Origin of the sequence: Microbacterium sp. LEMMJ01 (assembly GCF_002114135.1) — a bacterium.
GTDB lineage: Bacteria > Actinomycetota > Actinomycetes > Actinomycetales > Microbacteriaceae > Microbacterium.
Window position 1 is genome coordinate 484877 of the sequence record NZ_NCTV01000017.1, and the last position, 14324, is coordinate 499200.

Below are 14324 nucleotides of genomic sequence, written 5' to 3' on the forward strand. Positions count from 1 at the left end.
GGGGCCTTTTCGCACTCCGCACCGGCCGGGTCAGGGGAGGGTGTGCTCGTGGAGGGACGTCGCGAGGGCGGTGCCGTTGAGGTCGAGGTAGAGGACGCCCTCGGTGACCGTGAGGGTCAGGGTGTTGCGGCGGGCGAGGTGGGGCGTGGCGGTGTCGACGAACCCGGGATCGAAGCTGTAGACCCGGATGTCCTCGGCCCGGTGGATGCGCTTGTCGGCCCACGGCGCCATGACCTTGGCGGGATCGCGGTGCGTGTAGACCACCGTCCGGTCCCCGAGGCGGGTGGCATGATGCAGCCGTGCGGCGTCGGGAGCGCCCACCTCGATCCAGACGGTGACCCGCCCCGTGAGGTCGCGCACGAGCACGGCGGGCTCGTCCGTGTCGGAGACGCTGCCGCCGAACGCGATGCCCTCCGCGAACTCGAGTCCATACGCGAGCACCCGGGTGAGCATGAACGCGTCGGTCTCGGAGGGATGCCGGGCGACGCGGAGCGAGACGTCCTCGTAGACCCCGCGATCGGTGTCGGCCAGCTGCATCTCGAACGTGTGGACTGTCGAACCGATCGCCATGATCCTCGAGCCTACGTGGCGCAGCACCCCTTCCGTGACCGACTCAGAACAGCATCGGCTGGGGAGGAGGGGTCGCGGCAGCGCGGCCGCTCGGGGTGAACATCACCGGCCCGGCCGCCGGGGTCTCCGTCTGCACGTGGCCTTGGCCCGGGCGGAACCCGCGCCGCGGATAGTCGTCTTCGTGCCGGCCGTCGAGTCCGTGCGTCCGGATGAGGGGACGGGCGCGCTTGGCGAGCCACTGCCGATACGGCTTCGGCGCCTCGACGGACGCTCCGGGATAGAGCCCCCGGTACGACGACACGAGGTCGGGACGGTTCTCGCCGAGCCACTGGAAGAACCACGGCTTGACGCCCGGACGCAGGTGCAGGGCTCCGTAGATCACGCTCCGCGCTCCGGCGGCCTTGATGCGACGGAGGGCGTCGTCGATCGCGGCGAGGGAGTCGGTGAGGTGCGGCATGATCGGCATGAGGAACACCGTCACCGGGAAGCCGGCGTCGGCAAGGGCGCGCACCGTGTCGAGGCGGGCCTGCGTGGTCGGAGCGCCGGGCTCGATCGCCTTCTGCAGCGCGTCGTCGTACATCGCGATCGACATCTGCACGTCGACCGGCACGCGCTGCGCCGCCTTCTTCAGCAGCGGGATGTCGCGGCGGATCAGCGTGCCCTTCGTGAGGATCGACATCGGGGTGCCCGACGCCGCGAGCGCCTCGATGATGCCGGGCATGAGGGCGTAGCGCCCCTCGGCCCGCTGGTACGGGTCGGTGTTCGTGCCGAGGGCGACCGTCTCGTGCTGCCAGCTCCCGCGGCGCAGCTCCCGTTCGAGAACCTCGACGACGTTGACCTTGACGACGATCTGGGTGTCGAAGTCGGCGCCGCCGTCGAGGTCGAGGTACTCGTGCGTGCCCCGTGCGAAGCAGTAGGTGCAGGCGTGGGAGCAGCCGCGGTAGGGGTTGATCGTCCAGGCGAAGGGCATGCGCGACGCCCCGGGGACGTGGTTGAGGGCGGACTTCGACAGCACCTCGTGGAACGTCATCCCGGCGAACTCCGGCGTCGTCACCGTGCGGAGGACGCTGGACCGGTTCTCGAGACCGGGCAGCGCCGCCTTGTCGCTGTCCGCGAGCTTCTGTCCCTGCCACCGCATCGTCCTAGTCGAACAAAGAATCGAATCGAAGTCAAGCGAGTATGGCATCAATGTTCGAATGGAAGAATGGGGCCATGCCCTCCTCGCCGTACGCTCAGCATGCGGCGCCGCGCTCCCCGATCTTCAGCCCCGCCCTCCCAGTCGGGCTGGCGGTGACCGCGGTGGGCGTGCTGCTGTCCCTCACCGGGGCGGCCGCGACCCCTGTCGCCTCGGAGGACATGCCGCGGCCGGTCGCGGTGATGCAGGTGCCGACCGTGGAGAACGCGGCGACGCCCGCGGCGGACCCCTGTGCCGACCCCGGGGTGCAGGAGGCGATCGCGGCGGGGGACGACGCCGCCACCATCGCGGGGTTCGGCGGCGGAGCGCGCTTCCGTGAGGCGGTGGTCGCGGGGAACGCGCCGTGCGTCTCGCTCAGCGATCCCGCCCGGATCTGGGTGGTGGTGAACAAGGGGCGTCCGCTCGACCCAGCCGCCTACGAGCCCGCGGGACTGGGCCAGGTGCCCCTGCAGATGACGACGCCGTCGGGCCGCGTGCGCGCGGAGGTCGCCGATGCGGTCGGGCGCATGGCGGAGGCCGCCGCGGCTGCGGGCGTCGGCCGCATCGGCGCGAACAACGGCTACCGGTCTTACGGGCTGCAGGTCGCGACCTACGGGGCCCACGTGCGGGACCAGGGGCAGGCCGACGCGGACGCCGGCTCGGCGCGGCCGGGTCATAGCGAGCATCAGACCGGTCTCGCCCTCGACGTGGTGGCCTGCGATGCCGAATGCGGCGGTCTCGACGGCTTCGGGGCGACGCGGCAGAGCGAGTGGGTGGCCGCGCACGCCTGGGAGTACGGGTTCATCGTGCGCTACGAGCAGGTCGGCACCGCCGTCACCGGGTACGCGCCGGAGCCCTGGCACCTGCGTTACGTCGGAACGGAGCTCGCGGCGGCGTATCACGAGGGCGGCTTCCACACCCTCGAGGAGTTCTTCGGCCTGCCCGCCGCCCCCGACTACGAGCACTGATGGGGGCGTCCGCGGTGGCGCTCGGTGTGCTCTGAGGCTTTCCACAAAGGCGGTACCCAGTCCCACTCGGGATGGGATGCATTCTCACAATCGCCTGTCCTGCCCCGTGTCCCCGCCGTAGACTCGCCGGAGCAACGACGCACGACACGTTCGGGAGGACGGCATGGAACGCGACATCTACGAAGAGGATCACGAGGCATTCCGCGACCTCGTCAAGGATTTCGTCAAGCGCCACGTCACGCACGAGGCGATCGAGAAGTGGGACGCCGCCGGCGAGGTGGACCGCGCCACGATGCGCGCCGCGGGTGAGGCCGGCATCATCGGGCTCTCCGTGCCCGAGGAGTTCGGCGGCGCCGGGATGCTGCAGGACTACCGCTTCCGCGCGATCGTGAACGAAGAGGTCATCGCAGCCGGAGCGGGTTCGCTCGCCGGCGCCTTCGGCATCCAGGACGACCTGGCCGTCCCGTACCTCGTGCACATGGGCACGCAGGAGCAGAAGGAGAAATGGCTGCCCCGCATGGCCACCGGCGAGGTCGTCGGCGCGCTCGCCATGACTGAGCCCGGGGCCGGCTCCGACCTCCGCGGCATCAAGACCACCGCCAAGAAGGTCGATGGCGGCTACCTCGTCAACGGCGCCAAGACGTTCATCTCGTCCGGTGCGACCGCCGACCTCGTCGTGACCTTCGTCAAGACGGGCGAGGGCAACCGGCCCGACGCGTTCAGCCTCGTCCTCATCGAGAAGGGCATGGAGGGGTTCGACAACGGCAAGAAGCTCTCGAAGATGGGCTTCCATGGCCACGACACCGCCGAGCTGTCGTTCAGCGACGTGTTCGTGCCGGAGGAGAACCTCATCGGCGGCGTCGAGGGCAAGGGCTTCATCCAGCTCATGATGAACCTCCCGCTCGAGCGCCTCTCGATCGGCGTGGCCGGAGCCGCCGCCGCACAGGCCGCGCTCGACTGGACCGTCGCCTACACGAAGGACCGCGAGGCCTTCGGGGAGCGCATCATCGACTTCCAGAACAGCCGCTTCACCATCGCCGACATGTCCGCCACGGTCGACGCGCTGTGGGCCTTCATCGACCGCGCGCTCCTGGCGTACAAGGACGGCAGGCTCTCGGCCGAAGAGGCCGCGAAGGTCAAGTTCTGGGCGACGGAGCGCGAGTGGGAGGTGCTCGACGCCGGGGTCCAGCTCCACGGCGGCTACGGCTACATCACGGAGTACCCGATCGCCCGCGCCTTCCTCGACGCCCGTGTGCACCGCATCTACGGCGGCACGAACGAGATCATGCGCGAGATCGTCGGGCGTCAGATCGCCGGCAAGCGCTGACGTCCCGGGCACAACTTCGGACATTCCCGACGACGCGCCGGGGCGGCCTCTTCCGCCCCGGCGTGTCGTGCCCTGGCTCCGAAGTTGTGCCCGCTCAGGGCCGAGCAGGGACCGGTCCGAAGTCGTGCCCGGCCTCAGGCGAGGGGCTCGGCGGCGGCCTCGCGGGCGGCCTTCGAGGCGGGGGAGGCGGCGCCGATCTTCCAGTAGCCGCAGAAGCTGACGGCGTTCTTGTCGACGCTGCGCTCGCCGACGAGCTGCTTGCGGACGCCGGAGGCCAGGGACTGCTCGCCGGCCGCGTACGCGTGGAACGGAGCATCGGGCAGAGCGGTGCGAGCGAGGGCGTCCAGGGCGAGAACCCCGGGCGGGATCTCGTGCGGCCGCACGATCCACACCACGTCGAGCCCCGACGGATGCGCGAACTCCAGGGCGTCCTCCGCGGACGGGACCTCGATGATCGCCGTGCCCGCGGCGTCGGCCGGCAGGGAGGCGCTGATCGACGCGATCGCAGGGAGGGCGGTCTCGTCGCCCACGAGCACCACCCGGTCGGTGCCCCGCTCGGGGTTGAACGTCAGGCCCTCGTCGATGATGAGGACGTGCTCGCCGGGGGCGCAGGTCTCCGCCCATCGGGAGGCCGGCCCGGCGGTGCCGTCGGCCGCCGAGCCGTGCAGCACGAAGTCGACGTCGAGCTCGGCGCCGGTCTCGGGCGTGGCCGGGCGGTACGCGCGCACGGTGTAGTTGCGCATCACGGGGCGCTCGCCGTCGGGGATGCGGAGGAACTTCAGATACCCGAACATCCGGTTCGCCTTGGCGGGCACCCGCTCGAGCCCGGCCTCCCCGCCGATCGGCAGGAACAGCCGGAACCACTGGTCGTAGCCCATCGGACGGAAGCGGTCGATCTCGCCGCCGCCCAGGGTCACCCGCACCCAGTGCGGCGCGAGCCGTTCGGTGCGGAGCACGGTGAGGTGCAGGAGCTCGGCCGTCTCCGGCTTGACCATCTTGCTGAATGCCATGCGGGCGCCTTTCAGGGGAGCTGCCAGGGGAAGAAGACGACGAAGATCGCGGCCGACACGGCGAGCATCGCCACGGTGAAGACGGTGTCCCTCGTGCGGAACGGCACGAGGTGCCGCTCGGTCCGCGTCGGATGCGCACCGAACGCCCGGGAGTCCATCGCGAGGGCGACGCGCTCCGCATGCCGGATGGCACCCGCGAGCAGCGGGACGATGTACCCCCAGCCGCGGGCGATCCGTGCGAAGGGGCCGCGGCCGCCGTGGTAACCGCGCACCCGGTGCGCGGCACGGATGACGGCGAGCTCGTGCCCGAACCGGGGCACGAAGCGAAAGGCGGCCAGGGCCGTGTACCCGATGCGGTACGGCACGCGCAGCTGCTGCACGCTCGCACGCACGAGATCGGAGCCGCTGGTGGTGAGGCCGCCGACGAGCGCGAGCGCGACGATCGATCCGAGCCGGAGCGCCGTAGCGAACCCGATGAGGAGGGCACCGCCGTAGAGGGTCCAGTCGCCGATCGTCACGACGGGGGCGGTGTCGGCGACCAGGGCCGCGTCGACCCACAGTGAGAAGCCGACGCCGATCGCGAGCATGCCCGCGGGAAGACCGAGCAGGAGCAGCGCGAGGAGGCGCCCCGTCACCCGCGCTCCGATGAGGATGAGGGCGTAGGCGAGCACGAGGAAGGCGGCGGGGGTGGCCAGGTCCCGCACGAAGACGAGGAGCAGCATGGCGGGGGCGAACCCGGCGACCTTCGCCAGCGGGTTGAGGCCGTAGAGGAACTGCCGCCGCGACGTGGCTGTGAGCGGCGCGTACGGATCGAGCGTGGTCATCGTCATGGCGACACCTCCCACCCGGCCGCGGTGAGCACACGCTGCAACGCGGGGACGCGCAGGCCGGCGGAGGGGAGGATCGCGGGATCGGCGAACAGTGCCGCCGTCGGACCGGCGGCCCGCACCCGCCCGTCGGCGAGGACGACCGTGTCGGTGGCGTGCTCGGCGACGAGCTGCAGGTCGTGCGTGACGATGACCACGGTCGTGCCGTCCGCCCGCAGGCTCTCCAGCAAATGCAGGAGCTCGGCGGCTCGGGCCCGGTCCTGCCCGAACGTGGGCTCGTCGAGGGCGAGGACGGGGGGACGGGTGATGAGGGCGGTGCCCACGGAGAGCCGTCGCTTCTCGCCGCCGGAGAGGAGGAACGGATGCACGTCGGCCTTGTGCGTCAGCCCGAACCGCTCCAGCATCTCCGCCACCCGCGTGCGGACCTCGTCGTCCGGCACCTGGCGCAGCCGGAGCCCGTGGGCGAGCTCGTCGAACACGGTGGCGGCGATGAACTGGTGCTCCGGGTTCTGGAACACGAAGCCGATGCGCGCCGCGAGCTCCCGAGGGGAGGCCGTCCCTGGGTCGATGCCGTCGACGGAGACCCGACCTCTCGGCGGCGGCACGACCCCGGCGAGAGCCTGGATCAGCGTCGTCTTGCCCGCCCCGTTCGCCCCGACGATCGCGGTGAGGCTCCCGGCGGCGATGTCGAGGTCGACCCCGTGCAGGATCTCGGTGCGGCGCCGTGTGACCGTGAGGCCGCGGGCCCGGATGATGGGCTCCCGGTCGGCGGGGCGAGGGTCGCCGACCGGCACCGAGGACGCGGCGCCGGGGCCGGGAGGCAGTGCGGCGGCCAGCGCCTCGGGCGTCAGCGGCAGCGGGTCGAGGACGATCCCTCGGTCGCGGAGGCGGAGCGCGGCGAGCGTCGCGGCGGGCAGCCAGACCCCCATCGCCACGAGCTCGTCGGCGTGCGCGCGGATGGTCTCGGCCGCCGGACCGTCGAAGACGACCCGGCCCTCGCGGTCGAGCACGATGGTGCGCGTGACGAAACGCATCGCGGCGTCGAGGTTGTGCTCGACGAGGAGGATGGCCCGGTCTCCGGCGGCCACGACCTCGGTCAGCGCCGCGTACACGTCGTCGATCCCCTGGGGGTCGAGGTTCGCGGTCGGCTCGTCCAGCACGATGAGAGGCGAGCCCATCGCGAGGGCGCAGGCGATGGCGAGACGCTGCCGCCCGCCGCCGGACAGGTGGTCGGGGTTGTCGTCGCGACGCTCCCACAGGCCGACGCGCCGCAACGCCTCCTCCACGCGGGCGCGCACGGTCTCCACCGGGAGCAGGAGGTTCTCCGGACCGAAGGCCACCTCGTCGTACACCGTCCCTGTGACGATCTGCGCGTCCGGATCCTGGAAGACCATGGCGACGTGCGTGCTGAGCGTCGCGGTGTGCGCGGTGGTGGTGCCGATGCCGCCGGCCTCGACGGTGCCGGTCATCGTCGCGGGGAGCGCGTGCGGGATGAGCCCGTTGAGGGCGAGCGTGAGCGTCGACTTCCCGGAACCGGACGGGCCGAGCAGCAGCACGACCTCGCCGGGATCGATGTCGAAGGTCACGTCACGGGGCGACGGGTGCGCGGCGTCCGCGTGGGTGAGGGTCAGCTCGCGCACGCGGAGGAGGGGTGCGGATGGGCGCACGGCACGTCCCTGGTTCGACGGAGGGTGTGCCTCTAACTTAGCTGAGCCTTACCTGTGCTGCCAGCGGGGCCCGTGCGCGATCAGCGGCGCGCGACCCCGGCGGTGCGCAGCGCCGAACCGATGGCGAGGCCGATCGCCGTCCAGGCCACCGGGCCGAGCACGGAGATCGCCAGGTACAGCAGCTGAGCCCACAGCGGCATGACCGCGAGGTTCGCCGCGAAGAACACCGCCACCGCCACGACGACGCCGATCACGACCGCCGAGACGAAGAACCGCCAGGCGCCCCAGGAGCGATAGCGGGTGAGGGCGGCGACACCCTCCTGGATGAGGCCGAAGAGCAGCGCGGTGCCGATGAACCGCAGCGACCACGCCGGGTTGAAGGCGCTCGCGATGAGGGCGGCGAACACGTGTGTGATGAGCGCCACGAACGGCAGCCGCAGCACCTCCTGCGCGATGATGCCCGGCAGCACGTGCGAGCCCAGCACGAGGCCGTAGAGGAACAGCAGCGGGCTGGCCAGGAGGAGGGGAGTGACCCATCCGGCGATGCCGCCGAGGATGCCCGTGGCGACACCGATCGCCGCGCAGATCAGCAGCACTCTGGTCGACAGGACGGAGTTTCGGGCCACGTCTCCAGCCTACTGGCGACATTCGGAGAGTCGGCCGCCGTCCATCCTGACCGATCGGCACGATCGGGTGCGACCATCGTTCAGTTCTCGATCCGGCGCCGAACGGCGGGGCTATCGTGAGCCGCGGTGCGGCGACGACGCGGCATCGGGATCATCGGATCATCAGGAGCGAGATATGGGTCGAACACCCCTTCGGATCGCAGCAGCCACCACCCTGGCGACGCTGTTCATCGCATCGACGGCAACCGCAGGCCACGCAGCGACCGGGGAGGTGACGCACCCCGTTCCGGTCGCGGGGACCCCCGGGCACTACATCGTGATCATGAAGGCCGATCCCCTCGCCAGCTACGAAGGCGACGTCAAGGGCCTCAAGGCGACGAAGCCCGACGAGGGCGAGCAGCTCGAGACGCAGTCGCAGGACGCGCAGCGCTACGTCAAGCACCTCGAGTCCGAGCAGAGCAGCCTCATCAACGACGTCGGCGTCACCCCGGACACGACCTACCAGGTGGTGCTCAACGGTTTCAGCGCCGACCTCTCGGGTGAGCAGGTGGACCAGCTCCGCGCCTCGAAGGACGTCCTCGGGGTGTATCCGGACGAGATCCGTCACCCCGACGCGCAGACCTCGACCGACTACCTCGGCCTCGGCGACGACCGCAAGGGCCGCGGTGGGGTGTGGCAGCAGACCGGAGGCGTGAAGAAGGCGGGCGAGGGCGTCGTGGTCGGCGTGATCGACACCGGCATCGCGCCCGAGCACCCCTCGTTCGAGGGCAAGAAGCTCAAGCAGCAGAAGAAGCAGAACAGTCGGCACAAGGGCACGGACCCGTACACCGACGGCACCTACGTCTACTTCGACAAGTCCGACGGCGGACAGTTCCGCGGCGCGATGGTCGATGGTCAGGACTGGGACGAGCGCGACTACTCGACGAAGCTCATCGGCGGGCAGTACTTCTTCGCGGGAGCCCAGGCGGCCGGGTTCGACTTCCAGTACGACTACCTCTCCCCGCGCGACGGCGACGGTCACGGCTCGCACACGGCGAGCACCGCCGCCGGCAACTTCGGAGTGGACGCCGAGGTCGAGGGTGTCGACTTCGGAACGGTCTCCGGTGTCGCGCCCGGGGCGAAGGTCGCGGCCTACAAGGCCTGCTACGTCGGCCCGGACACGACCGTGACGACGGATGACATCTGTGCTCTGAGCGACCTCGTGGCCGCGATCGATCAGGCCGTGGCGGACGGTGTCGACGTGATCAACTACTCGATCGGCGGCGGCGCCGCGAGCACCGTGATGGCTCCCGAAGACCTCGCGTTCCTCAACGCCGCAGCCGCCGGTGTCTTCGTCGCGACCAGCGCCGGCAACGACGGCCCCGATCCGGTCACCGCCGACCACGCCTCGCCGTGGTACACGACGGTCGCCGCCTCCACCATCCCGACGTGGGAGGGCACCGTGCAGTTCGACGGCTTCGAGCAGGCCGGGGCCTCGGTGACCGTCCCGTTCGGCGACAGCGTCTCGGGACCCTCCATCGCCGCCGTGGATGCCGCGGCGCCCGGTGCGGTGGATGCGCAGCTGTGCCTGCCGGGCACCCTCGACCCGGCGAAGGTCTCGGGACACATCGTGGTCTGCGACCGCGGCGGCAACGCCCGCGCGGAGAAGTCCCAGGTCGTGAAGGACGCCGGCGGCATCGGCATGGTCCTGGTGAACGTGCCCGGCGGTGCGGACTCCCTCGACAACGACTTCCATGCGGTGCCGACCGTGCACCTGAACGCCGTGCACCGCGCGGCCGTGCTCGCCTACGTGCAGGGCGGTGTCGATCGGCCGATCACCCTCGTCGGGGAGAACACCACCGGCGTGACCACGCCGACTCCGCAGATCGCGGGCTTCTCGAGCCGAGGACCGGTCCTCGCCGACGGCACCGACGTCCTCAAGCCGGACATCGCCGCTCCGGGAGTGGCGATCCTCGCCGCCACGCACAACGCCCCGGGTGAGGACCCGACCTTTGGCATCCTCTCCGGGACCTCGATGGCCTCCCCGCACATCGCGGGCCTCGGTGCGCTGTACCTCGGCGAGCACCCGCGGGCGACCCCGGGCGAGATCCGTTCGGCCCTGATGACGACCGCCTCCGACACCGTGCTGCCCGACGGCTCGAAGAACACGAACCCGTTCGAGCAGGGTGCCGGGCAGGTCGATGCGACGCGGTTCCTGAACCCCGGTCTGCTCTACCTCAACGGCTTCAAGGACTGGGCGGCGTTCCTCGACGGGAAGGGGCTGTCGGACTTCCCCGGCATCGACCCCATCGACGGCAGCGATCTGAACCAGGCATCGATCTCGATCGGGTCCCTGGCCAGCGCACAGACCGTCACCCGCTCGGTCACCTCGACCGAGAAGGGCGTGTTCACGGCGAAGGCCTCCGTCCCCGGCGTGAACGTCACCGTCACGCCGTCCCAGCTCTCCTTCGACAAGCCGGGGCAGACGAAGACCTTCACGGTCACGTTCGACAGCACCACCGCGCCGGTCGAGCAGTGGGCCACGGGTTCGCTCATCTGGACGAGCAAGAAGAACACGGTGCGCTCGCCGATCGCGGTCTTCCCGGTCACGGCGGATGCTCCGGCCGAGGTCACCGGCAGCGGCGTCGACGGCAGCACGACCGTCGACATCACCCCCGGCCTCGACGGCGATCTGGCGCTGGGCGTCTCGGGTCTCACGCCGTTCCAGCTCCTCAGCGACCCGGACAACCCCGTCGAGGGGCACTCGGGCAACGAGAACTCGGGCGACGCGAACAAGGACGTGTCCTGGATCGTCGACGTGCCGGAGGGCGCCACGCTCTCGCGCTTCGACCTCGACTCGTCCGACGACGAGGGCAGTGACCTCGACCTCACCGTCTACCGGGTCGTGGGCCCCGACGACCTGCGGTACTACGAGCGCTGGCAGTCGGCGACGGGCTCGGCCGACGAGCAGGTGACGATCCCCGCACCGACCGCGGGCACCTACCTCGTCGTCGCCAACGTGTACGCGACCACCGGGCCGATGACGTGGGACATGACCCACGCCTCGGTGCTGCCGGACGGGGAGGGCTCGTTCACCGCGACGCCGAACCCGATCGCCGCGGTCCGCGGGGAGAAGACGAGCTACGAGCTGAGCTGGACCGGTCTGACCGCCGGCACCCGCTACCTCGGACTCGTCCAGTACGGCGACTCGGCCGTGCGCACCGTGGTGACGGTCACGACGCCCGCGGATGCCGCGCCGACGCCGACTCCCGCGCCGAAGCCGTCGCCGACTCCCGAGCCGACGCCGACCCCGGATCCGACCCCGACGCCGGAGCCGACTCCGGAGCCGACCGCGCCTCCGGAGACCGACGCCCCCGGGTGATCCGGGAACGGTTGCACGACCCGGTCACGGCCGCACGAGGGAATCCCTCGTGCGGCCGTGCCGTCGTCTCCGGGTCGTGCAGACGTGCTGGGGCGCAGATCGTCCGGCCCTCCGTTCGTCGCATGACCCCCGCCGCTCGTCGCAGCGTCCTCGGATCCGGGCATGACGGCGGGGCGCACTCCCTAGCGTGGGGAGACGCAATGATGCGCCCCCAGAGGAGAACCCCATGACCGCACCTTCGTCGCGCCGCCGCGACGGCGCCGGGCTCGTCGACGACGACCCCGTCATCGAGACCGACCCGAACCTCCCACCCGTCGCCCTCTCCGCGGAGCACGAGGCGAAGAGCCGCCGCTGGACCCTGCCGAAGATCCTGCTGTGGACGGCCATCGCCCTCCTCGGCGGCGTCGCCTGGGTGATGCTCGCCATCGTGCGCGGCGAGACCGTGAACGCGATCTGGTTCGTGTTCGCCGCCGTGTGCACCTACCTGATCGGCTACCGCTTCTACTCCAAGGTCATCGAGAGGTACATCACCCGCCCCGACGACCGCCGGGCCACGCCCGCCGAGGTGAAGCAGGACGGCAAGGACTACGTCCCCACCGACCGCCGGGTGCTCTACGGTCACCACTTCGCCGCCATCGCCGGCGCCGGACCGCTCGTCGGCCCCGTGCTCGCGGCGCAGATGGGGTACCTCCCCGGCACCATCTGGATCATCGTGGGCGTCGTGCTCGCGGGAGCCGTGCAGGACTACACGGTCCTCTTCTTCTCGATGCGGCGCGGCGGCCGGACCATCGGCCAGATGGCGCGGCAGGAGCTCGGCAAGATCGGCGGCACGGCGGCGATCATCGCCTCGCTGCTCATCATGCTCATCATCGTCGCGATCCTCGCGCTCGTCGTCGTGAACGCCCTCGGCGAGAGCCCGTGGGGCGTCTTCTCCGTCGCGATGACCATCCCGATCGCCCTCTTCATGGGCGTGTACCTGCGCTATCTGCGCCCGGGCAAGGTGACCGAGGTCTCGATCATCGGCTTCGTGCTGCTCATGGCCGCCATCATCGGCGGCGGCTGGGTCGCCGGCACCGAGTGGGGCCAGGCGATCTTCCACCTCGACCGCACCACGATCGCGTGGGGCATCATCATCTACGGCTTCATCGCCGCGGTGCTGCCGGTCTGGCTGCTGCTCGCGCCCCGCGACTACCTCTCCACGTTCATGAAGATCGGCGTCATCGTGATGCTCGCCGGCGCGATCGTCCTCGTGCGTCCGGAGATCTCGGTCCCCGCGGTCAGCATCTTCGGCGAGAACGGCATGGGCCCGGTGTTCGCCGGTCCGCTCTTCCCCTTCCTCTTCGTGACGATCGCGTGCGGCGCGTTGTCCGGATTCCACGCGCTGATCGCGTCGGGCACGACCCCGAAGCTCGTCGAGAAGGAGCGGCAGACCCGGTTCATCGGCTACGGCGGCATGCTCATGGAGTCGTTCGTCGCGATCATGGCCCTCGTCGCCGCGATCTCGATCGACCAGGGCATCTACTTCGCCATGAACGCCCCGGCCGCCGCGACCGGGGGCACCGTGGAAGGAGCGGTCGCCTTCGTGAACTCGCTCGGGCTGACCGGGGTGAACCTCACGCCCGACATGCTCACCGGCACGGCGGCGGCGGTCGGCGAGGAGTCGATCGTCTCGCGCACGGGTGGCGCTCCCACGCTCGCGCTCGGCCTCGCGCACATCATGCAGCAGGCCCTCGGCGGACAGGCGCTCATGGCGTTCTGGTACCACTTCGCGATCATGTTCGAGGCCCTGTTCATCCTCACGGCGGTGGACGCCGGAACCCGGGTCGCCCGCTTCATGCTGCAGGACTCGATCGGCGCCTGGTTCCCGAAGTTCCGCGACGTCTCCTGGCGTCCCGGGGTGTGGATCTGCACCGCGATCATGGTGGCCGGCTGGGGAGCGATCCTCATCCTCGGCGTCACCGACCCGCTCGGCGGCATCAACACGTTCTTCCCGCTGTTCGGCATCGCGAACCAGCTCCTCGCGGCGATCGCGCTCGCCGTGGTGCTGGCCATCGTCGCCAAGCGCGGTCGCAGCTATTTCCGGTGGCTGTGGATCATCGCGCTGCCGCTCGCGTTCACCGCGGTCGTCACCATCACGGCCTCGCTCTACAAGATCTTCTCGCCGGTGCCGGCGATCGGATACTGGGCGAACCACTTCCGCTACCTGGAGGCGCTGAACTCCGGTGACACCACGCTCGGCGCGCCGGAGGTGCTGCAGGCCGTCATCCGCAACACCGCGGTGCAGGGCACACTGTCGATCATCTTCGTGGTGCTCGCGATCATCGTCATCGTCATGGCCGTCATCGCGACCGTGAAGGCGATCCGCAACGGCGGCGGCGAGAACACCGAGGACCCGCCCGTGCCGTCCCGCCGCTTCGCCCCGGCCGGGTTCCTCCCCGACGCGGAGGAGCGCGAGCTGGAGAAGCAGTGGGAGCCGATCCTCGCCGAAGAGCGCGCGGCGGCACGGCACTGAGATGACCTCCACGGTGGATCGGACGGATGCCGCGACCTCCCCGCTGCGGGCGCTGTGGAGCGCCCTCGGCCGGGTCGGCCGCGGCATCCGCTGGTACATGACGACGCTGATGGGCGACACCGCGTACGCCACGTACGTCGCCCATCACCGTCGGCATCATCCGGACGAGGAGCCGCTGACGGAGCGGCAGTTCTGGCGTCAGCGGATGGACGACCAGGACCGCAATCCCGGTGCCCGCTGCTGCTGACCCTTCGACAGGCTCGGGGCCCTTCGACAGGCTCA

At 70.6% G+C, this 14324-nt stretch carries 11 protein-coding genes; 5 read left to right on the forward strand and 6 right to left on the reverse strand.

Features of this window, described 5'->3' with window-relative positions:
- Positions 1–30: 30 nt before the first annotated feature.
- Together B7W94_RS04735 and B7W94_RS04740 are read right to left on the reverse strand one after the other, a co-directional pair.
- Complete coding sequence (locus B7W94_RS04735) at positions 31–570, reverse strand: YaeQ family protein (RefSeq protein WP_085604850.1); 540 nt, start codon at positions 568–570, stop codon at positions 31–33.
- 43 nt (positions 571–613) lie between these two features.
- Positions 614–1708: an Rv2578c family radical SAM protein gene (locus tag B7W94_RS04740; RefSeq protein WP_085604853.1), complete on the reverse strand. Its 1095-nt coding sequence runs from the start codon at positions 1706–1708 to the stop codon at positions 614–616.
- 74 nt (positions 1709–1782) lie between these two features.
- On the opposite strand from B7W94_RS04740, the gene B7W94_RS04745 reads away from it, so the two are divergent.
- On the forward strand, positions 1783–2712 hold the full coding sequence (locus B7W94_RS04745; protein WP_085604855.1) for a M15 family metallopeptidase: 930 nt from the start codon (positions 1783–1785) through the stop codon (positions 2710–2712).
- A gap of 163 nt (positions 2713–2875) precedes the next feature.
- On the forward strand, positions 2876–4039 hold the full coding sequence (locus B7W94_RS04750) for an acyl-CoA dehydrogenase family protein (protein WP_025104683.1): 1164 nt from the start codon (positions 2876–2878) through the stop codon (positions 4037–4039).
- A gap of 134 nt (positions 4040–4173) precedes the next feature.
- Here B7W94_RS04750 and B7W94_RS04755 read toward each other — a convergent pair whose 3' ends face one another.
- The 4 genes from B7W94_RS04755 to B7W94_RS04770 all read right to left on the reverse strand — a co-directional run bounded on the left by B7W94_RS04755 (position 4174) and on the right by B7W94_RS04770 (position 8169).
- Positions 4174–5049 carry a siderophore-interacting protein gene (locus tag B7W94_RS04755; protein ID WP_085604858.1) on the reverse strand — a complete coding sequence of 292 codons (876 nt, stop codon included), beginning with the start codon at positions 5047–5049 and terminating at the stop codon, positions 4174–4176.
- Positions 5050–5060: 11 nt separating this feature from the next.
- The gene (locus tag B7W94_RS04760; RefSeq protein WP_085604861.1) at positions 5061–5879 is read right to left on the reverse strand and encodes an energy-coupling factor transporter transmembrane component T; all 819 of its coding nucleotides are present in this window, start codon (positions 5877–5879) and stop codon (positions 5061–5063) included.
- Positions 5876–7543 (reverse strand): ABC transporter ATP-binding protein, encoded by a 1668-nt coding sequence (locus tag B7W94_RS04765; protein WP_085604864.1) that lies wholly within the window; start codon positions 7541–7543, stop codon positions 5876–5878. Before B7W94_RS04765 ends, B7W94_RS04760 begins: the two co-directional genes overlap by 4 nt.
- An 80-nt stretch (positions 7544–7623) precedes the next feature.
- Complete coding sequence (locus B7W94_RS04770; RefSeq protein ID WP_085605030.1) at positions 7624–8169, reverse strand: ECF transporter S component; 546 nt, start codon at positions 8167–8169, stop codon at positions 7624–7626.
- 175 nt (positions 8170–8344) lie between these two features.
- On the opposite strand from B7W94_RS04770, the gene B7W94_RS04775 reads away from it, so the two are divergent.
- The 3 genes from B7W94_RS04775 to B7W94_RS04785 all read left to right on the forward strand — a co-directional run bounded on the left by B7W94_RS04775 (position 8345) and on the right by B7W94_RS04785 (position 14289).
- The gene (locus B7W94_RS04775; protein WP_172400064.1) at positions 8345–11530 is read left to right on the forward strand and encodes a S8 family serine peptidase; all 3186 of its coding nucleotides are present in this window, start codon (positions 8345–8347) and stop codon (positions 11528–11530) included.
- A gap of 226 nt (positions 11531–11756) precedes the next feature.
- A complete protein-coding gene (locus B7W94_RS04780; RefSeq protein WP_025104668.1) occupies positions 11757–14042 on the forward strand; it encodes a carbon starvation CstA family protein in 2286 nt (761 codons plus the stop codon).
- Position 14043: 1 nt separating this feature from the next.
- Positions 14044–14289, forward strand: a complete 246-nt coding sequence (locus B7W94_RS04785; RefSeq protein WP_081811614.1) for a YbdD/YjiX family protein — start codon at positions 14044–14046, stop codon at positions 14287–14289.
- The last annotated feature ends 35 nt before the right edge of the window (positions 14290–14324 follow it).

Excerpts from the sequence above, each read along its gene's own strand:
- B7W94_RS04755 (WP_085604858.1), bottom strand. The coding sequence starts at position 5,049 with ATGGCATTCAGCAAGATGGTCAAGCCGGAGACGGCCGAGCTCCTGCAC.
- B7W94_RS04750 (WP_025104683.1), top strand. The coding sequence starts at position 2,876 with ATGGAACGCGACATCTACGAAGAGGATCACGAGGCATTCCGCGACCTC.
- B7W94_RS04740 (WP_085604853.1), bottom strand. The coding sequence starts at position 1,708 with ATGCGGTGGCAGGGACAGAAGCTCGCGGACAGCGACAAGGCGGCGCTG.
- B7W94_RS04760 (WP_085604861.1), bottom strand. The coding sequence starts at position 5,879 with ATGACGATGACCACGCTCGATCCGTACGCGCCGCTCACAGCCACGTCG.
- B7W94_RS04780 (WP_025104668.1), top strand. The coding sequence starts at position 11,757 with ATGACCGCACCTTCGTCGCGCCGCCGCGACGGCGCCGGGCTCGTCGAC.
- B7W94_RS04785 (WP_081811614.1), top strand. The coding sequence starts at position 14,044 with ATGACCTCCACGGTGGATCGGACGGATGCCGCGACCTCCCCGCTGCGG.
- B7W94_RS04775 (WP_172400064.1), top strand. The coding sequence starts at position 8,345 with ATGGGTCGAACACCCCTTCGGATCGCAGCAGCCACCACCCTGGCGACG.
- B7W94_RS04735 (WP_085604850.1), bottom strand. The coding sequence starts at position 570 with ATGGCGATCGGTTCGACAGTCCACACGTTCGAGATGCAGCTGGCCGAC.
- B7W94_RS04745 (WP_085604855.1), top strand. The coding sequence starts at position 1,783 with ATGCCCTCCTCGCCGTACGCTCAGCATGCGGCGCCGCGCTCCCCGATC.